The organism is Bacillus sp. JJ1773 (assembly GCF_036962035.1).
GTDB lineage: Bacteria > Bacillota > Bacilli > Bacillales > Cytobacillaceae > Cytobacillus.
In genome coordinates this window covers 79,472-98,011 of record NZ_JBALNX010000050.1, presented here as the reverse complement: position 1 = coordinate 98,011, position 18,540 = coordinate 79,472, and the positions used below count along the sequence as shown (strand labels likewise).

The following is an 18,540-nucleotide window of genomic DNA, read 5'->3' as shown; positions in this document are numbered from 1 at the left end:
GAATGATATAAATATTAATAACAACTTTAGTCTATCTATTAATTTCGGTGATTCACTAAACTTATTTGCCTTAATTATAGGTTTCTTTATCATTAAAGGGATTTCTAAACAATATAAACTAAACAAGAAATTGCATAAAGAGAGTAAAGAAAAGAATGATTAATGAAGGAACAGAAAAAATCTGTTCTTATAGCCATTTTTTCACTCAATGAATTTGTTAATAACTTTCCAGTCGCATTATTTTTAGAAATTAGAGAGGTAAAATGAACGAAAAAACTACCAAGCTATTACTGCCTTTACAGCTGCCACGACAGCTTGCATATCATGTGGAACTGTGCTGCCGCCTACTCCTACCTATCACTCTTTTTCCGAATGAACAAAAAGTGTAAACTTTTTTATAAAAATCGTGCCTGGTTGAAAAGAGCTCAAAGTGTAATTTTGAATATTTTTCCTTTCCTCATAAATAACTGATTATCACTACTACTCGTATATTCTCCAATTTCTGTACCTAAACGACAATACATTGAAAATACCTTTTGATGACTTGATTTTACATATATTGTTTTAAAATTTTTTGATTTATAATACGGCATAATGATATCTCTAAACCATATTTGGCCATTCCCTCTACCTTCTTGAGATATATGAAAATAGTTAAATATCAAGACATCTTTATCATTTTGACTTATAGATATAGGCTCTTTAAAAAAGACTTTATAATCGATAATTCCGCTAGTAACAAGAGCAATTCCTAAATAATTTTTATCTTCCATCATTACATGGAAATCTATTTTCATATTCTTATTTTTTCTGACATTCTCAATTAATTGACAGCAGTGATATACTTCATTATAGTCATCCCATTCATTTTCCGCTTTAAGCAATAAATTTTGTATGATCGGTGTAAGATACTTACTATCAAATTGGGTTGCAACCCCAAAACTAATATCATTTATTTTATGAATAACCTCCATAGAATTTCCCCTCTCTATAAAAATATTTTAGCTCAGTAACTTCTACAAAAAAGAGCGTCAATCCTTCTTGGATCAACACCCCGATGCAAAGCAAATTATTAACATCTTACATATTTTCGTTTGAAACCAAGCTTCCCTCTATCAATTTCTTTTTGAATACTTTCATATGCATTTAGGAAGCTGCTTTTTTTATTGTCACGTTTGACCTCTACTATACCTACGTCCTTTGCGGTCTCGACTGCCTTTTCATGAAGCGGCAAATAGGAAATCCCCACGGTATATAGAAAATTATTCATAGCGGATTTCGTGCGTTCTGGCGAATCATGTATGGTATTTTTTACATTATCAAGCATATTGGAAATCTTACTTTCGGAAAACTCATAGTCTTTGCGATTTCCTAAAAGCCAGCAGTAGCAGCTCCAGCCCGCTGACATTCTCAGCTCATCACCGCTTGCAATCCATTTGTCAGCAACTTCTTGTGCAATATCTGACTCTGATAAAGTGACTGCCACCACGTAATCGGATAGCATATAAAAATACGATGCATCTATCCAACGATCAAAATCTGACTCAGTCATGGCTTTTGGGTCTGCAATAATGCCTGCAAAGTACATGGCATCATAGTTACCTGTCGCAAAAAGCTCTTCAGCTAAATCTTGATTTATTTTTATTTTCTTTGAGATTGGTTTCATAGCACCTGTAGCCACGCCAAAAAGCGGCTCGTGAGCACCATTGGATATGTATATTTTTTTAGTTCGTTCCTTGCTGAGGGCTTCTAGCTCTTGCATAACTGTTTCAAAATCCATAGTGTTGCACTTCCTTTCTTAATCTTAATACCCATTTCATCGTAACCAACTAAGTTATATTCCTTTTCAAGTCTTCCATACTTCTCAATTTTACCATTAATCGTATTCAAGTATACTGCTTCTTTCCTTTAATAAGAAAGGGTGCGATTCCTTCTTAAGGAACGCACCCTTTCGCCCCTCTATAATCCTTTCATAACTACCTTCATGGTCAACTTTCTGTATGGATGGGCGTTATAATCCTTTGATAACTACCTTCACGATCAACTTTCTGTGCGGATGGGCGTTATAAACCTTTAAATACTCTCCCTCTTCAAAGCATCAATGATATTCTCTCTTTTCACCTTCGCACTGGAATATAGCATGGCGGCGCCAACAATTATAAATACAGCGGTGATGACGAAAATAACATCGCTCCAAGGAAGCGTGAATGTAAAGCTGAAGCTGTTCATTAACGATTGATGAATGAGGTACATGACAACCACACTAATTGGCAGGCCATAAAGCAATGACTTGATTCCATAAAAAACACTTTCATAATTAATCATTTTATTAAAGCCCTTTGGCGTCATTCCGACTGATTTCAGCATCGCAAATTCACGTTTTCGAAGGGAAATGCTCGTTGAAATTGTATTAAAAATATTCGCGATTGAAATCGCCGTAATTAAAACAATAAAACCGTAAGTAAAGACGGACATGATCATGATCGTTTGTTCTTCCTGCTGTCTTCCTAAATAAATATTGAAGACATACATATAACTCTCTTTCAATTCTTCAATTTCCTCTTGTGTTTCCATTGGATCTGAGCTTTTTAGAAACAGAGCAGTCTGTATATCTATCACATTACTATCCCCAATAAGCTTTTCCATCACATCTTCAGAAACGATCAAATTCAGTCCACCCGGCCCAGCAGGCATAACGCCCATTGGATGCTGGCCTGTCAGTCCTGCAACAACAACTTGATTTAAATATTCTTCTTTTCCTGTTAACGTATCCATATAGTTCAGCTCAATGACATCGCCAATTTCCTTATAAACGGCCTTCATCTCCACAAACTTTTCCGCTTCATTGTCCTCGTATGGAATGGTATCAATGACAATAGCTGCAAATTGATCTTGATTCAATAACTTTTCATACTCCACACCAGCCGTTTGTGCATAGGAGCGAAGATTTTCTTCATCTAAAGATATTAAATTGATATAGTATGGATACTTTCCATCCTTTAATATACTTTTATCGTTTTTGACACTGTCCTTCAGTATATCCGAAATGGATGTTTCTTCTATCCAAGAATTCACATTTCTTATTTTCCTCGTAAAATTAGATTCTGTCACATTGTCCAGATTTGTAAACGATTGTATTAGCTTTACATCATCAGCAGACTCCTTTGAGTTCAATGACACTTGTAGATCATAATTTATACCATCCTGTGATAGAACGAGAGATTTCTTTAAATGATCAGTAAAAAATGAAACAGCTAAAAATAGTACAATGCTGATAATAAGTGAAAAGACGGTTGCCTTGTATCTTCGTTTATTCCTTTTTAAATTCTTTAGCCCTATTTCTGCTTCAAACCCAAATAGCTTGCGAATGAGCTTTGATGTTTTCACAGCCTTGCCAGTCAGTTTGACGTCTGAAGTTTGCCGAATGGCATCAATAGCAGAAATTTTCGAGGCTCTAATCGCCGGAATATACGTTGAAATAAAGATCGTCAAAATGGATACACCACAGGCAATGAAGATCGTCATTGGTGTAAGGGTCACTTCTAATTTCTGAGTAACTCCTAATGCCCCTTGAATAATGGAATTAATGAACAAAAAGGTTATGCTAAGCCCAGCAAGACCTCCTAATATTCCGATTGGGATGCTAATTACACCTATTACAAAGCCCTCAAAAAATACCGAATTCCTCTTCTGCCTTTTCGTTGCTCCAACACTCGACAGCATGCCTAATTGTCGGGAACGTTCTGAGACTGAAATAGCAAATGCATTATAGATGAGTGAAACAGAGCCAACGATAACAACGGTCATAATAACGGCCGATAAAGAAAAAAGCGTAGCATTTAAGTTGTCATTATTCGTTACCCCGTAATAGCGCAATAAATTATTATTAAAATAAACCTTGTTAATTTTGTTCTTTTCAGCGAATTCTTCACCATGAGCATATAAAGAGCGATTTACCTTTTTTAAAATGACCGCCGCATCTGTCTTATCCTCTGCACTTACTTTACCTTCTTCTATATATGTGATAATTGTATATCCTGGTGACCATGTTGGCTCCCATTCAGGCCTCTTAATAAAGCCAACAACTGTATAGTTTTCTGTTTTCTTTTCTTCTAATGTTTCAATTATTTTTCCGTTCTCTATTTGCAATGGATCCGTTTGGGATAGGACTAATAACCCTTCCTGGCTGGTTACTTGTCTTTCACCAGCCTGAAGCTTTATTTGATCTCCCAGCTTGTATTCAATACGAGCATTATTCACAATTTCCTCTGAAAGGACAACCTCATTCTCTGCTTCTGGCAGCTTTCCCCTGCTTAACTCAATAGGGAAATTTTGCAGCCCTTCAGAATTATATGCTTTTATAAATAAATATGGTTTATTTTCATTTTGGCTCCCTGCCAAATAGGCATAGCCAAGATCCCTTGTTAAGATGACTTTTTTTGAATCTTCATCACTTTTTATCGCCTCTAGCTGCTCCTTATTTACGTCCTTATAAAGAACATGCCATTCTCCCTCATTTGCGATTGTCTGTCTTTTCATTAATTCTAAAAAGGAGATACCTAGCGTTGTCACGGCCATAATCATCGCGACAGAAATGATAACACCTATAATCGTAACTAAAGTTCTTCTCTTGTTTTGCTTTAAATGTCTAATTGTTAACTTATTGACAATATTCATGGTCGAATCACCTCGTCCTTGGCGATCCTTCCATCCTCTATAGAAATGACCCGGTCAGCCTGCAAAGCGATTCGTTCATCATGAGTAATAACAATCAAAGTCTGATTAAAGGTTTTATTAAACATCTTTAACAGATCAATAATTTCTCCACTGTTCTTACTATCAAGATTGCCAGTCGGTTCATCTGCCAGCATGATGGCTGGATTGCTTATAAGCGCTCTGCCAATAGAAACCCTTTGCTGCTGTCCGCCTGATAGCTGATTCGGCAAATGGTTTAAACGATTTTGCAAGTTTAAAATTTTTACGAGCTCATCAAACTGCTTTTTATCAACCTTATGCTCATCTAGCAGCAACGGCAAAGTTATATTTTCTTCAACCGTTAGAACTGGGATTAGATTATAGAATTGATAGATCAGCCCTATTTGCCTTCGTCTGAAAATGGCAAGCTGTGTTTCATTAAGCTGATAAATATCAGTATTGTCCACTAGCACTCTTCCACTCGTTGGTCTATCCACGCCTCCAAGCATATGAAGCAGTGTTGATTTTCCTGAACCTGATGGACCGATAATGGCTACAAACTCACCTTTTTCAACTGAGAACGAAACATCATCAAGTGCTTTAACAGCCGTTTCCCCTTTGCCATAAATTTTAGACAGATTTTCTATTTTCAAAATTCCCATTGTAAACCCTCCATTATGTAACTGATGAGTTCATTTTATCTGTCTAAAATGACTATGAAGTGACTTTCAAGTGACAATTTAGTCACTTTGCGAAATAGCTTTATTAATGAATTTTGTTTGCGGTCATACTCATGTATTCGTCCCTATGCATAATAATCACGAATATAGCCTCCTAAATTACCTGCTTGTAAAACTTTATCGTAAACTGTGTCCCTTTCTCTTTCTCACTTTTCACATCGATTGCACCGTCTTGAGTCGCGATAATGCTATGGGCCATAGCTAAACCAATCCCAACGCTGTCCTCCCCCGCATTTTTCCCTTTGTAAAAACGTTTAAAAATATATGGCAGATCCGCTTTCGGTATCCCCTTGCCATTATCAGCAATGACAATCTCAGTAAATAAAGCATTCTCGGAAAAAGAGATGAAAATCGTGCCTCCATTTGGCGTATGCTCGATACAATTTTTCAAAATATTAATGAGTGCCTCTGCTGTCCAATTAAGGTCACCACAAAACGAAACATTTTTCTCGCCCTTTATCGAAAGAGTCTGTTCCTTAATATCCATTGGAATAAGCATAGGCTCTAGTGCTTTTTCTATTAGTTTTTCTACTAATATCTGATCTTTTTTGAATTGAACAGTTCCAGCATCAATTTTTGATAGTTTCAATAAGGATGAAACGAGCCATTCTATTCTTTCAAGCTGTGTTTGGATGTTCCGTGTAAATTCTGTTCTTTTTTCAATAGGAAGCTTCGGTTCACTCAATAAATCTGCCATCATAACCATGGAGGTAAGCGGCGTTTTTAGCTGATGAGAAATATCTGATATCGCGTCCATTAAACGGATTTTATCCTGCTCTAATAGAGTTCCCTGGGAGGATAACATAAGCGTCACTTTATAAATATTGTTTTTTAGAATACTAAGCTCACCTTCACGATTATCGCGAACATCTAGTGAATAATCTCCTCCGCTAATTTGCCGCAAATAACCGGACAGCTTTTCGATCTCTCGGTATCTCCAGCCTGTGAACCATAAGCTGACTCCCACTAGCAAAACAGAGGTAATGAAAACAAGAATTACTGCAGGAAAGGAGATAAAAGAGGCTGCGGCAATGGCCGCAATGCTAATTGAGCACAATGTAAGTATAAGTACTTTCACTTCATTATTCCGAAGCAAGCTAATCACCAACCTTATATCCCATGCCGCGCACTGTCTTAATAATCGTTGGATGTTGCGGCTGATCCTCAAGCTTCTTCCGCAATCTTTTAATATAAACCGTTAAAGTATTATCATTCACAAAGTCCCCTGCCACATCCCAAATCTGTTCTAATAGCTGATTTCTTGTTAACACTTGTCCAATATGATTGAAAAAGATGAGCAGCAGACGATATTCTAAAGCTGTCAAAACAACCTCATTCCCATTTTTATAAATCTTTCCTTCAAGTGTATTAATTTTGATGTTTCCCAGCTCAAGACTAGCTGTCGTGGATTGTTTATTGTACCTTCTTAGCACAGATTTCATCCTGGAAAGAAGCTCGCGAATACGAAAAGGCTTCGTTATGTAATCATCCGCTCCCATATCTAATCCCATTACGACATTCACTTCATCATCAATCGCTGTGAGAAAAATGACAGGAACATCGCCCCGCTCCTTCACTAGCTTGCACAATTCATACCCGCTACCATCTGGGAGAGATAAATCAAACAAGCATAAGTGGATTTGGTCTAATTCATTTGTGATGACATCCTTAGCAGCTGCAGCATGGTGACAAATAATGGGTGAATAATTTTCTTGCTGAAGTGAATATTCTAGTCCCGATGCAATCGTCTTATCATCTTCTACGAGTAAAATTTTCATACAGATGATCATCCTTACTCTAAAAAATTTGGAATCTATGTGATGCCTTACTATCATCATAAAGGCTAATAACCATTTAGTAAAATAAGGGAAAGGGGGGCTTTCGGTAAATGTAAGGACTACATTTACTCTTAAAGGAAAAAGGGGGAAATTACGGCAATAAGAGGACTGCTCTTTTACCACAAAAGGCAAAAACGGGGCTGACGGGCAATGAATAGGATGCTCTTTTACCGCTAAAGGCAAAAACGAGGGCTGACGGGCAATGGAAAGGCTGCACTTTTACCGCAAAAAGCAAAAGAGGACTCCTAAGGGTAAAGAGAAGCCTGTTCATTTACCATAAAAGGCAAAAGTGGGAACAAACGGGCAATGAGATGGCCCCTCATTTTCCACAATAGGTAAAAATGAGAGATTACGGGCAATGAAAGGACTCCTCTTTTACCACAATTGGCAAAAAAGAGATTTGACGGGCAATGATAAAGTAGTTCTTTCATAAAGAGAATCCTTATAGAAATAAAAAATAGAGCATTGTCATTAAACAACGCTCCATTTCGGTTACTCATTTTACTCACCAAAGTCCACATTGTGATACACTTGCTGCACATCATCTAAATCTTCAAGGGCATCAATCATTTTTTCAAATTTTGCTTGTGCATCTTCTGGCAATGGAATTTCGTTTTGGGCAAGCATCGTAATTTCTGCAACTGTAAATTCATTTACACCTGCATTTTTAAATGCTTCCTGCACGGCATGAAATTGATCTGGTTCCGCATAGACGATAACAGCCTCGTCTTCTTCTAAAATATCTCGTGCATCTACATCTGCTTCCATAAGGATTTCAAGCACTTCATCGGCTGATTTTCCTTCAAGGCCAATAACAGCAGTAGCATCAAACATATAAGCTACTGATCCGCTTACTCCCATATTTCCACCGTTTTTCCCGAATGCCGCACGCACATCTGATGCTGTACGATTCACGTTATTTGTCAGCGCATCAACGATGACCATTGAGCCGTTAGGACCGAAGCCCTCGTAGCGAAGCTCGTCATAGTTCTCGTCTGAACCGCCCTTAGCTTTGTCGATCGCACGGTCAATAATATGTTTTGGAACATTGTATGTTTTAGCTCTTTCCAATACAAACTTTAATGCCTGATTGGCTTCCGGGTCTGGCTCGCCTTGTCTGGCAGCAACGTAAATTTCGACTCCGAATTTAGCATATATACGGCTAGTATTTGCATCTTTTGATGCCTTTTTATCTTTAATATTATTCCATTTACGGCCCATATTGACCACTCTCTTTCTACTTTAAATCTACATAAAAAATATTAATACGAAATAGGTTATTTTTTCAATACTTTTTCTTTCCAATTTGGCAAATGCTACTTGTTTTCAGCATATATTATACCTCATATAATTTGTTTTTTTCGAGTATTTATGAGTAACTTACATATTAAAGGAATTCTAAATGAAATAGGGAATTATTTTTATATCAATGAATGAGGGGGATAAATATGGGGGAAAAATCCATTAATTATACAACTGAAGTTCCTACTCCTGACCGACTTTATCAGCTCTACCAGCTTGAAGGCTGGAATGACTTCTTGAAATTGCCGAAGGAGCTTTTACATAGGGCTATGGTTCAAAGCTGGTCAGTTATTAGTGCTTATGATAGAGAACAGCTAATCGGTACCGGAAGAATCATTTCGGACGGACTTATAAACGGATATATTTGTGGGGTCATCGTCCACCCTGACTATCGAAGCCAAGGAATAGGGGGAGAAATTGTCAAAAGGCTTGTAGAAAAGGGCAGAGCCTCGAATTTGCATATACAATTATTAAGCGAAGAAAAGAAAGCTCCCTATTACGAAAAGCTAGGATTTGAAGTTTTTACAGTTGGAATGAAATATAGCAGAGAATAATTAGATTTTGATTTAGAAACTGTTTTTAAGGACATGCTTTCGTGGGTTTTCCCTTTTCTTGTCCTTTAATTGGGGTTTAAAGGACATACTTTCGTGAGTTTCCCTTTTCTTGTCCTTTAAATTTAAAAATAATGATATTTGGAGGTTTCAAATGAATAAACTATTTGTCGATCAAACTATTCGAATAAACGCACCGGCTTCTAAGGTTTGGGAGCTATTACTCTTCCTAAAAATACGAAACAATGGGCATCGAAATTTTCAAGCGGCGATCCTGAGTTTCACATTGAGTCGGATTGGAGGCTTCACAGTCCTGTGCTCTGGAAAGGTCAAGATGGAACAGTAATTGTAGAAGGGAATGTCACAACTGTTGAAGAAAACAAACTTCTCAGATTCACCGTTTTTGATGTTCGCAGTGAGGAAAGACCTAAAGTGACCGAAGAAGATGGCATTACCTTTCAATTATCAGAAGAAAGCGGAATTACTTCCCTGCGCATTCTGCAGGGGGATTTCTCAGTTATCACGGATGGGAAAAAATATCGCGACTTAAGTGCGGAAATCTGGGACAACGTGCTCCCAAAAATAAAGGGGATTGCTGAATAGTCTGAATTTACCTATTTACAATCCCTTAAGTTTGCATTATGCTAATAACACACTTTTTAGGGAGGTTAGGAAGATGAGAAAAACGAAGTTATTTTCAATTGTACTGCTCTCGATTTTTTTCTCGTTCCTAATTGCGCAATATCCCGGTGGACATACAAAATGGGTAGCAGATCATGAACATCATGCTGTTATTTCATCTGATACGGTAGAAAGTTTTCTTTTAAAGGATGACATAAAAAAATATCTTTTTAAGCTGAACTTTAATATTGAAGCTCTTTGGCTTTTTACACTTGCTCTCTATCTATTCTGCAGTAAATTAATCGGGGCTTCCCATAGATTCATATTCTTTACTCCGATTTTCTATCAATCCAATTACGTGGTTTTTTCTCCTTCATTTTCATAAAAAACGAAGGAGGAGATCTATATGTGGATTCGATTCTTATTAATCGGTTTATTTTCACTCACTGCATCAAGCTTGTTATTTTACCAGGGAGTTGAAATTTACCAAGCATTCACTGATTATTTTAAAAAGAGTTAGTTAAAAGGCCAGTTCCGTGTTGTTCAAACATTCCATGCACACCGGAACTGGCTTTACTTATTAACTACTAATACTCAATGTCCTCAAAATCCTTTGGCTGTGGGACTGGCTGCTTTGACTCTGGATTAGCAAATTCTCTAATGAGCTGTTTCTCATTCTCTGCTTCTACATGAGTAATTTCATTTTCTCTATGTTGCTCCTTCATAGTAATCAACCCCTTTAGATTTAATAAAACGCTTCTTTAAAAGGTTTCACTATTTTTGGAGAAACATGCATAATGCCTTAATGCCCCTTAATATTAATTCCTAATTTCCTCTAGTTTTCCTTTCTACTCATTAGTCGAGTCTCTTCATCTTGTTTTACTTTACGATTAAAATATTTTTCAATGTTAGTGTTTTAAGTCTAATCTCTTCAAAACACTTACATTGGACCTTTCTATGTTAGTGTTTTAATTCCGATTTTTACAAAACCCCAACATTGAACCCCTCAACAAATAGTTTCACTTCAAACAAAAGAGGCTAACCAATTGGTTAACCTCCATAACTCTGATCCTTAACTTGCTTTCCCTTCTGTCACCATTTCCTTTTTCTCCTTCGAAAAAAACCATCCGCCTGCTGCGATCAAAATAAGGACAGAATAGAAAATGATTTTCCACTCCATGGAGTGTGCAAACGAAGATGGGAGCACGGATAATGCCGGGTGGGAAAGTGTATAGACCGATAGCTTAACCCCGACCCAGCCAACAATCATAAACGCTGCAATTTCCAATCCAGGCTTCTTTTGCAGAAGATTAACAAATACATTGGCCGCAAATCGCATAATAATTAATCCTATTAATCCTCCGGCAAAAATGACGATAAATTTTCCTCCGTCAAGTCCTCCAATGTTCGGAAGGCTTGTATCTGGAAGTGCTACCGCTAGTGCAACTGCTGCTAAAATAGAATCAATTGCAAAGGCGATATCCGCTAATTCCACTTTAAAAACCGTCATCCAGAAGCCAGCCTTTTTCTTTTCCTCTTGGGAAGATGCTTTTTCTTTTCCCTTATTCACGATAAGCTTTCTAAATATATGATTGAAGGCAATAAATAATAAATAGAGTGCACCAATTGCTTGAACCTGCCAGATATCAACTAGATATGAAATGGCAAATAAGGATCCGAATCGGAATATAAAGGCACCAGCCAGCCCATAAAATAATGCCTTTCTTCTTTCCTGCTCAGGAAGATGTTTAACCATAATCGCTAGCACTAATGCATTGTCAGCCGCCAAAAGTCCTTCTATCCCAATCAACAGCAGTAATACCCAGCCATATTCTAATAAAATTGATAATTCCATTGTTACTCCTCCATTTTTTCTATAAAGTAAACTACGCCTAAGCGATCGTTTTTTATTTCTTTACTTTATTTGCTAACTCAGCCTTCTTTTCAAGCCGTTTTTCAATGATTTCCAATTGAACCTTATCTTTCATGATTTCTTCCTTGTTTTCCTTAAAAAGCTGTTCAAATGAAGTTTTTCTTCTTTTTAACATTTTATTTCCCCCTTTTTTATAAAGCATTTCCTTTTTTGCAAACAAAAAAACCTTTACCAGCAAGCGGTAAAGGTTTAATAAACAAATAAAGACCTTTACCGTAAATAGGTAAAGGTCTTGCTAACAACGATAATAAGTTGCCGACAATGCCGGGAGAACAGATCTCCGAAGTGACGACTTTGCCGTTAAAGCTACTCCCCTTTAGGAGAAACTATTTAATTGATACATTAATCATAATTGAAATAAATGGTTCTGTCAATTACTTTTACAACCTAATTATATTCCAGTCCATAACGGCTAGTTTTCTTTTTCGTAATAATATGCTTATCATCAATACGCTTTTCGATTTCCTCAAGCTGATCTCTGTCTCTTAGAAGTTCTTCTCTATTCTTTCTGATTAAACTTGATAATGTTACTCTTTTTCTGCTCATTGTAATATCTCCCTTTATTCCTGTTGTATGGTTCATAGAATGTATCCCCATTTATATGCATAGCCCTAAAGGCTGTTACTCAAACACGATCGTTTTATTCCCATGAACAAGGACTCGGTCCTCTACATGCCAAGCTACAGCTTCGGCGAGAACGGTTCTTTCCACATGGCGACCGGCTACTTTTAAATCCTCTGACGAGTAGCGGTGGTTTACGCGCAGAACATCCTGCTGAATAATTGGCCCCTCATCTAAATCATTTGTTACATAGTGGGCGGTTGCTCCGATCAATTTCACTCCCCTGTTAAAAGCTCTCACATATGGGTTGGCCCCAACAAAGGCTGGAAGGAATGAATGATGGATGTTGATAATTTGGTTCGGGTATTTCGATATAAAATTCGGCGAAAGAATTTGCATATATCTTGCCAGTACAATAAAGTCTACTTTCCCATCTAATAGCTCTAATGCCTTCTGCTCAGCTTCCTCCTTCGTTTCATGAGTCAGCGGGATATGGTAAAAAGGAAGCCCGTAACTTTCAACCTCATCAGCTAAGTGAGCATGATTGCTAATCACTAACGGGATATCCACTGGCAATTCCTTTGACTTCCAGCGCCATATTAGCTCCAGGAGACAATGATCCATTTTAGATACAAAAATCGCCATCCTCTTTCTCTTCTTAGAACTGCTAAGCTGCCAATCCATAGAGTGATTTTGTGCAATATCATGCAGATCCTGTTCAAGTCCTTCAATAGATGTGTCAAAGTTTTGTAAATCAAACTCAATCCGCATAAAGAATCTGCCTGCCTGCGGGTCGGTTGTATGCTGATCAAAGTGAACAATATTCGCTTGATGCTCTAATAAAAAGTTGGAAATAATCGAAATAATCCCCGGCTTTTCTGGGCACGAAATCAGTAATACGCCTCTATTTCCTTTTTCTCTCGTTGTCATTGAAACACCCCAATTCAAAATTAAGCATGAATGGCCCTTCCATCTACTGCTAACGCAGCCTCCCCGATTGCTTCTGCTAACGTTGGATGCGGATGAATCGTTCTAGCAATATCCATTGAAGTAGCTTCAAGAACGCGAGCAAGCCCTGCCTCTGTAATCATATCTGTCACATGCGGGCCAACCATATGGACACCGAGCAGCTTTTTCGATCCGTCTTCTACAACCATTTTCACAAATCCATCTGATTCGCCGTAAACAAGGGCTTTTCCGATTGCACGGAATGAGAATTTCCCTGTTTTCACATCGTAACCTTGCAGCTTTGCTTCTTCCTCTGTTAGGCCTACACTCGCAACCTCAGGACTGCTATATATACATTTTGATACTAGTGTTGGATCAAGCGGCGTTGGATTTTCACCTGCAATATGTTCTATCGCGATCATTCCTTCATGTGAAGCTACATGTGCCAGCTGCAGTCCTCCAATGACATCTCCAATTGCGTAAATATTAGACTCATTTGTTTGATAGTATTCGTTTGTAACGATAAATCCGCGCTCAACGTTAATGGTCGTGTTCTCAAGACTTATCGACTCGATATTAGGTAGTCGGCCTACAGAAACGAGAAGTTTGTCTGCAGAAAACGTTTTCTCTTCGCCCCGATGCTCAGCCTTGATTGTTACACCATCTCCCTTTTCCAGGGACTGAGGAAGCACCTTAGCACCTGTAACAATCTTAACCCCTTTTTTCTTCATCAAACGCTGTACTTCCTTAGATATATCTACATCCTCTGTCGGAATAATTCGATCAGCAAATTCAATCACTGTTACTTCCAATCCGAAATCAACGAGCATCGAAGCCCATTCAATCCCAATCACACCGCCGCCAACAATAATAATCGACTTTGGCAATTCTTCCATTTGAAGCGCTTCATCCGATGTCATGACATACTTTCCATCGGCTTCTAGTCCTGGAAGTGTCCGTGGACGTGATCCAGTTGCAATTACTATATTTTTAGGAGCAAGAATGATTTCCTCTTCCCCGTTATTCAAATCTACCAATATGTTTCTAGACTCTAGGATTCTGCCTTTTCCTTCATAGACATCAATTTTTCCTTTTTTCATTAAGTGCTGCACACCTTTAAACAGGCGGTCAGTAATCTCAGCTTTTCTTGCCTGTACCTTGGAAAAATCAAGTCCAACTTCGGGGGCTATGACACCATATGCTGCTGCATTTTTTGTCGTTGCATAAACCTCCGCGCTTCGAAGTAATGCCTTACTAGGAATACAGCCTGCATGAAGACATGTTCCTCCAAGCTTTCCTTTTTCAACAACCGCAGCTGTTAAACCTAATTGAGAGGCACGAATAGCCGCAACGTATCCGCCTGTACCGCCACCAACAATGACTACATCATATTCTTTGGTCAAATCATTCTCTCCTTTGGATATATTGTGAACATTTTAACAATCGATTCCCAAATTTGTCCACGCAAAAAAGGACAGAAAAAGGGTAAGATTGTTTACCCTTCTCTGTCCTTTTACCTGAGAGTTTAAGCCCAAATTATAATGGGGTCCCCTTGGGTGTCGTCTAGTTTTTTACGAGCTCTCCAGAGATGCGTCCCGTTGTGGTTCCTCTACCTGAGAGATTTGTTCCAAGGGTCTTTTTGGAACTTGCTCCTTCGGTGGCTTAAGTAATGCTCTCTCCCACAACCGTCATCCGCCTTATTGAATTTTCTATAAATTTAGAATAATACTTTAGCACTGTAATGTCAAGCATTTTTACAGAACATTAACATTTTCTTGAGAAAAAGTTCACAAAGTGTTCATTCCAGTATGAAAACCATAAATTTTTTTACAAAAATTGTAGATTGACAGCATATGATCTGCCTATTAAAATATTATCTTTGGGTACCCGCCCACGTGGTTCGTAACCATCCCACGATAAAAAACTAAGGAGAGAATTGAATATGAATGTAAAAACGCTTGTCGGAAATGGCATTTTAGCAGCTTTATATATTGCTGTTTCCATGCTGATCCAGCCTTTTGGATTTACGAATATCCAGTTTCGTGTTTCCGAAATATTTAATCATCTAATTGTCTTTAACAAGAAATATATTTTCGGAATGGTATTAGGTGTATTTTTAACGAATTTATTATTTTCACCGTTTCCACTAAAATTTTACGACTTAATTTTTGGTGTCGGACAAACGATCATTTCATTATTAATCACGATTGCATGCTGCCGATTTATTAAAAATATTTGGGCACGCATGGCAGTAAACACACTTGTTTTCACCTTTACCATGTTCCTTATCGCCCTAGAGCTTCATCTTGCCTTTGGCTGGCCATTTATGTTTACATGGCTCACAACCGCTATTGGAGAATTCATCGTGATGGCAGTTGGAATGCCTATTATGTATGCATTAAATAAACGTGTAAATTTTGAAAAGGCCATTTAGTAAAAGAGTTGGCCTGTGCCAACTCTTTTTTATATTTACACTGTAACTGCCGCAAAAAACTCGTCATAAAGTGCCCGGACCGCTCGATTCTCATCGATTTCCTTCACACCAAACATCATGCTCACCTCAGAGGAGCCTTGGTTAATCATTTCGATATTAACCCCCGCTTTGGCCAAAGCTTTTGATGCCCTTGCTGTTGTACCAATATTGTGGCGCATTCCTTCACCTACAACCATGATAAGCGCAAGACTATGCTCAATTACGACTTCATCGGCATCTAGCTCTGTCTTAATTCGATCAATAATCTCCTCTTCCATACCTGGAGCAAATTGATTTTCCCTTAAAATAATGGAAATATCATCGATTCCTGACGGTGTATGCTCATAGGAAAGACCGTAGCTTTCTAATATCTCCAATAGCTTTCGGCCAAATCCAATTTCTCTGTTCATTAAGTATTTACTAACATAAATGCTGCAGAAGCCTTCGTCACTTGCAATCCCAATAACCGGGCCATTTGTGTTGTCCCGCTCATAAACAATTCGAGTGCCTGGTGCCGATGGATTATTCGTATTCTTTATATGTACCGGAATCCCCGCTCGGAATGCCGGAACAAGCGCCTCATCATGTAAAACACTGAATCCCGCATAGGAAAGCTCGCGCATTTCTCTATAAGTTAATTCCTTGATTTCCTTTGGTCTTTCTACGATAAAAGGATTAACTGAATAAACAGCATCCACATCTGTAAAGTTTTCGTACAAGTCTGCTTTGATTCCATTAGCTAGGATGGAGCCAGTAATATCTGATCCGCTCCGTGAAAAAGTAAAGATCTCACCTTCCTTGCTATAACCAAAAAAACCTGGGAAAATCACGATACCTGAACGCTCACGCAGCTCAAACAAACGATCATAGGCCTCTGGCAAAACCTGAGCATGACCTGGTTCTGCACTCACCAAAAGACCAGCTTCCTTCGGGCTTACATAGGGAGCCTCCACACCCTGTTTACGGAAATAAGCCGCAACCAGCTTTGCATTGTTGTCTTCGCCGCTCGCCTTCAGTAAATCCATGAATCTCTCTCGGTTGCTTTTATCTGAATTTACCCTTTCAAGTAAATCCTGTTGAATAATGTGAATGATTTCATCTGATAAGTCTAATTCCTCTGCAATTAAAGCATATCTTTCGATAACAGCATCGAACTTTTGCTTTGGATCTTTATTTTGCAAACAGAGCTCTGCACATTCAATCAAGAGATCCGTTACCTTTTCGTCCTCTCCAAATCTCTTACCCGGTGCAGACACGACAACTACCTTCCTTGCGGGATCAGAAACAACAATCTGGAAGACCTTTTCTAGTTGTTTTCCGGATGCTAAAGAAGATCCGCCAAACTTTACGACTTTCATCCTGACATCTCCTAACCTGTAAAAAATATATCCCTAATTTTACTCCTATTCAGAAAATAATCAAGAGTTTTTCCTCTCTATAAGGACATTTGTTTACTAGTAACGGACAAGATAGTTCTAAATACCTATTATTATTTTGGCCCTTCTAGACACTTCCGAATGTTTTTTTATTAATAAGGTTTATCATTAACAACTTTACCCATTTTTAAAATATAATAGGATTAAATCAATAAGAAATAAGGGAGCAGACTATATGGGGATTCTTATTGTGGACGACAACCAGGCGAACTTGTTTGTTATCGAAAACATTCTTAAGCGTGCAGGCTATGATGATTACTTATCATTTACATCAGCACAGGATTTATTCACTTTTTTGCTAAAGGAACAGCTACTAGATATAGGAAAACAGATAGACATTATCCTAATGGATATCATGATGCCTGAAATGGACGGAATTGAAGCATGTAAACAGCTCCAGCAAATTCCACATTTAAAGGATATTCCTGTTATATTTGTAACCGCTCTTGAAGATTCTAATAAGGTAGTTGAGGCACTTGATGCTGGAGGCATTGACTATGTGACAAAACCGATAAATAAGACCGAGCTACTGGCAAGAATTCGAGTGGCATTGAGACTGAAATACGAGAAAGACTGGCATATTGAGCAAGAGGAAAAGATCCGAAATGAGTTAGAATTATCCATGCATGTCCAGACAAGCTTGTTAAGCGAGCCGGTTTATAAGGATAACCTTTTATTAAAGGCTTCCTACTTACCAGCGTATAAATTAGCAGGTGATATGTACTATTGGCATAGAATAAATGATCATCGTTTTGCTGCTATACAGCTTGACATGATGGGGCACGGGATATCAGCATCACTTGTATGCATGTTTATATCTTCAGTATTAAGGGATTCAATCACAACATATGCCGATCCTGAGTATGTCATGAAGGAGCTTAACCGCTGGATGAATTCTTTAAACCATCGAAACCAGCAAATTCCTTATTATTTTACGGCTATTTATCTTGTGCTTGATACGAAGGAGAAAACGCTGGAATACGTAAATGCAGGTCATCCAACTGGATTTGCTCTTGTCAATCATACCGAACTAAAAGAGCTTTCTAGCAATACTTGTGCTGTTGGATTCTTCGAAGAAATCGAAATCAAAAAATCAATTATTACATATACAGATTCTATTCAATTGCTATTATGTACTGACGGGGTTGAAGAAACCATTGATCATCATGAATCTGACGGCTATGAATTTATTAAGAACATCGCCTCATCCTATTGGCATGATTCTAAAAGCAAAGAACCTATTGATTTTATATTAACGAAAAAACAACAAGTCAACGCAGATGATGACATTTGTGTAGTATTAATTCAAGCGAAATAAATAGAAAAGCGGAAGCGCCTTCGGAACATCAAAGGGCAATGTTCCTGCGATGAATACTCGCAGAAGCTTTCCTTTGTGTCCACCCCCGACAAGCACAAGACGAGCCTCTCGGAAAGGTGAGCTC

General features: G+C 38.1%; 19 protein-coding genes and 3 riboswitches. Of the genes, 5 read left to right on the top strand and 14 right to left on the bottom strand.

Annotated features, from left to right (window positions below; genetic code table 11):
- Positions 1–425: 425 nt before the first annotated feature.
- The 7 genes from V7127_RS15670 to V7127_RS15640 form a co-directional block, all read right to left on the bottom strand.
- A complete protein-coding gene (locus tag V7127_RS15670) occupies positions 426–974 on the bottom strand; it encodes a hypothetical protein (protein WP_335487541.1) in 549 nt (182 codons plus the stop codon).
- A 98-nt stretch (positions 975–1,072) separates the two neighbouring features.
- Entirely contained in the window at positions 1,073–1,780 is a 708-nt protein-coding gene (locus tag V7127_RS15665; RefSeq protein ID WP_335487538.1) for a DNA alkylation repair protein, read from the bottom strand.
- A 293-nt stretch (positions 1,781–2,073) separates the two neighbouring features.
- The gene (locus tag V7127_RS15660) at positions 2,074–4,677 is read right to left on the bottom strand and encodes an ABC transporter permease (protein WP_335487536.1); all 2,604 of its coding nucleotides are present in this window, start codon (positions 4,675–4,677) and stop codon (positions 2,074–2,076) included.
- Positions 4,674–5,357, bottom strand: coding sequence for an ABC transporter ATP-binding protein (locus tag V7127_RS15655; protein ID WP_335487527.1), 684 nt, complete (start codon positions 5,355–5,357; stop codon positions 4,674–4,676). The genes V7127_RS15660 and V7127_RS15655 overlap by 4 nt, the downstream gene beginning before the upstream one ends.
- A gap of 172 nt (positions 5,358–5,529) precedes the next feature.
- A complete protein-coding gene (locus V7127_RS15650) occupies positions 5,530–6,531 on the bottom strand; it encodes a sensor histidine kinase (RefSeq protein WP_335353692.1) in 1,002 nt (333 codons plus the stop codon).
- Position 6,532: 1 nt separating this feature from the next.
- Positions 6,533–7,213 carry a response regulator transcription factor gene (locus V7127_RS15645; protein ID WP_335487524.1) on the bottom strand — a complete coding sequence of 227 codons (681 nt, stop codon included), beginning with the start codon at positions 7,211–7,213 and terminating at the stop codon, positions 6,533–6,535.
- Between the two features lie 561 nt (positions 7,214–7,774).
- Positions 7,775–8,494, bottom strand: coding sequence for a YebC/PmpR family DNA-binding transcriptional regulator (locus V7127_RS15640; protein ID WP_335343998.1), 720 nt, complete (start codon positions 8,492–8,494; stop codon positions 7,775–7,777).
- Positions 8,495–8,721: 227 nt separating this feature from the next.
- Between V7127_RS15640 and V7127_RS15635 the strand changes: the two genes are divergently transcribed.
- The 3 genes from V7127_RS15635 to V7127_RS15625 all read left to right on the top strand — a co-directional run bounded on the left by V7127_RS15635 (position 8,722) and on the right by V7127_RS15625 (position 10,132).
- Entirely contained in the window at positions 8,722–9,129 is a 408-nt protein-coding gene (locus V7127_RS15635; RefSeq protein WP_335343997.1) for a GNAT family N-acetyltransferase, read from the top strand.
- Between the two features lie 207 nt (positions 9,130–9,336).
- On the top strand, positions 9,337–9,729 hold the full coding sequence (locus V7127_RS15630) for an SRPBCC domain-containing protein (protein ID WP_335487521.1): 393 nt from the start codon (positions 9,337–9,339) through the stop codon (positions 9,727–9,729).
- A 73-nt stretch (positions 9,730–9,802) separates the two neighbouring features.
- A complete protein-coding gene (locus V7127_RS15625) occupies positions 9,803–10,132 on the top strand; it encodes a hypothetical protein (RefSeq protein ID WP_335487518.1) in 330 nt (109 codons plus the stop codon).
- A 202-nt stretch (positions 10,133–10,334) separates the two neighbouring features.
- Here V7127_RS15625 and V7127_RS15620 read toward each other — a convergent pair whose 3' ends face one another.
- From V7127_RS15620 to lpdA, 6 genes are all read right to left on the bottom strand, one after another.
- Entirely contained in the window at positions 10,335–10,472 is a 138-nt protein-coding gene (locus V7127_RS15620) for a hypothetical protein (protein ID WP_335487515.1), read from the bottom strand.
- Positions 10,473–10,819: 347 nt separating this feature from the next.
- The gene (locus V7127_RS15615) at positions 10,820–11,602 is read right to left on the bottom strand and encodes a TerC family protein (protein WP_335487512.1); all 783 of its coding nucleotides are present in this window, start codon (positions 11,600–11,602) and stop codon (positions 10,820–10,822) included.
- Positions 11,603–11,654: 52 nt separating this feature from the next.
- Positions 11,655–11,795: an FbpB family small basic protein gene (locus V7127_RS15610; protein WP_335353683.1), complete on the bottom strand. Its 141-nt coding sequence runs from the start codon at positions 11,793–11,795 to the stop codon at positions 11,655–11,657.
- A gap of 272 nt (positions 11,796–12,067) precedes the next feature.
- Positions 12,068–12,262 (bottom strand): FbpB family small basic protein, encoded by a 195-nt coding sequence (locus tag V7127_RS15605; RefSeq protein ID WP_335487510.1) that lies wholly within the window; start codon positions 12,260–12,262, stop codon positions 12,068–12,070.
- A gap of 39 nt (positions 12,263–12,301) precedes the next feature.
- A complete protein-coding gene (purU, locus tag V7127_RS15600) occupies positions 12,302–13,171 on the bottom strand; it encodes a formyltetrahydrofolate deformylase (protein WP_335487507.1) in 870 nt (289 codons plus the stop codon).
- 20 nt (positions 13,172–13,191) lie between these two features.
- Positions 13,192–14,592, bottom strand: coding sequence for a dihydrolipoyl dehydrogenase (lpdA, locus tag V7127_RS15595; protein ID WP_335487504.1), 1,401 nt, complete (start codon positions 14,590–14,592; stop codon positions 13,192–13,194).
- 92 nt (positions 14,593–14,684) lie between these two features.
- A riboswitch (glycine riboswitch) is annotated at positions 14,685–14,780 on the bottom strand.
- A riboswitch (glycine riboswitch) is annotated at positions 14,781–14,881 on the bottom strand.
- A 197-nt stretch (positions 14,882–15,078) separates the two neighbouring features.
- Positions 15,079–15,123: riboswitch (PreQ1 riboswitch) on the top strand.
- A gap of 8 nt (positions 15,124–15,131) precedes the next feature.
- On the opposite strand from lpdA, the gene V7127_RS15590 reads away from it, so the two are divergent.
- The gene (locus V7127_RS15590; RefSeq protein WP_335487501.1) at positions 15,132–15,623 is read left to right on the top strand and encodes a QueT transporter family protein; all 492 of its coding nucleotides are present in this window, start codon (positions 15,132–15,134) and stop codon (positions 15,621–15,623) included.
- Between the two features lie 35 nt (positions 15,624–15,658).
- Here V7127_RS15590 and V7127_RS15585 read toward each other — a convergent pair whose 3' ends face one another.
- Positions 15,659–17,020 (bottom strand): aspartate kinase, encoded by a 1,362-nt coding sequence (locus tag V7127_RS15585; protein WP_335487498.1) that lies wholly within the window; start codon positions 17,018–17,020, stop codon positions 15,659–15,661.
- A 253-nt stretch (positions 17,021–17,273) separates the two neighbouring features.
- Between V7127_RS15585 and V7127_RS15580 the strand changes: the two genes are divergently transcribed.
- Positions 17,274–18,416, top strand: a complete 1,143-nt coding sequence (locus tag V7127_RS15580) for a PP2C family protein-serine/threonine phosphatase (protein ID WP_335487496.1) — start codon at positions 17,274–17,276, stop codon at positions 18,414–18,416.
- Positions 18,417–18,540: the final 124 nt, after the last annotated feature.

Excerpts from the sequence above, each read along its gene's own strand:
- V7127_RS15660 (WP_335487536.1), bottom strand. The coding sequence starts at position 4,677 with ATGAATATTGTCAATAAGTTAACAATTAGACATTTAAAGCAAAACAAG.
- V7127_RS15645 (WP_335487524.1), bottom strand. The coding sequence starts at position 7,213 with ATGAAAATTTTACTCGTAGAAGATGATAAGACGATTGCATCGGGACTA.
- V7127_RS15590 (WP_335487501.1), top strand. The coding sequence starts at position 15,132 with ATGAATGTAAAAACGCTTGTCGGAAATGGCATTTTAGCAGCTTTATAT.
- V7127_RS15625 (WP_335487518.1), top strand. The coding sequence starts at position 9,803 with ATGAGAAAAACGAAGTTATTTTCAATTGTACTGCTCTCGATTTTTTTC.
- V7127_RS15655 (WP_335487527.1), bottom strand. The coding sequence starts at position 5,357 with ATGGGAATTTTGAAAATAGAAAATCTGTCTAAAATTTATGGCAAAGGG.
- V7127_RS15635 (WP_335343997.1), top strand. The coding sequence starts at position 8,722 with ATGGGGGAAAAATCCATTAATTATACAACTGAAGTTCCTACTCCTGAC.
- V7127_RS15580 (WP_335487496.1), top strand. The coding sequence starts at position 17,274 with ATGGGGATTCTTATTGTGGACGACAACCAGGCGAACTTGTTTGTTATC.
- V7127_RS15615 (WP_335487512.1), bottom strand. The coding sequence starts at position 11,602 with ATGGAATTATCAATTTTATTAGAATATGGCTGGGTATTACTGCTGTTG.
- V7127_RS15665 (WP_335487538.1), bottom strand. The coding sequence starts at position 1,780 with ATGGATTTTGAAACAGTTATGCAAGAGCTAGAAGCCCTCAGCAAGGAA.
- V7127_RS15610 (WP_335353683.1), bottom strand. The coding sequence starts at position 11,795 with ATGTTAAAAAGAAGAAAAACTTCATTTGAACAGCTTTTTAAGGAAAAC.
- V7127_RS15640 (WP_335343998.1), bottom strand. The coding sequence starts at position 8,494 with ATGGGCCGTAAATGGAATAATATTAAAGATAAAAAGGCATCAAAAGAT.
- purU (WP_335487507.1), bottom strand. The coding sequence starts at position 13,171 with ATGACAACGAGAGAAAAAGGAAATAGAGGCGTATTACTGATTTCGTGC.
- V7127_RS15620 (WP_335487515.1), bottom strand. The coding sequence starts at position 10,472 with ATGAAGGAGCAACATAGAGAAAATGAAATTACTCATGTAGAAGCAGAG.
- V7127_RS15585 (WP_335487498.1), bottom strand. The coding sequence starts at position 17,020 with ATGAAAGTCGTAAAGTTTGGCGGATCTTCTTTAGCATCCGGAAAACAA.
- V7127_RS15670 (WP_335487541.1), bottom strand. The coding sequence starts at position 974 with ATGGAGGTTATTCATAAAATAAATGATATTAGTTTTGGGGTTGCAACC.
- V7127_RS15605 (WP_335487510.1), bottom strand. The coding sequence starts at position 12,262 with ATGAACCATACAACAGGAATAAAGGGAGATATTACAATGAGCAGAAAA.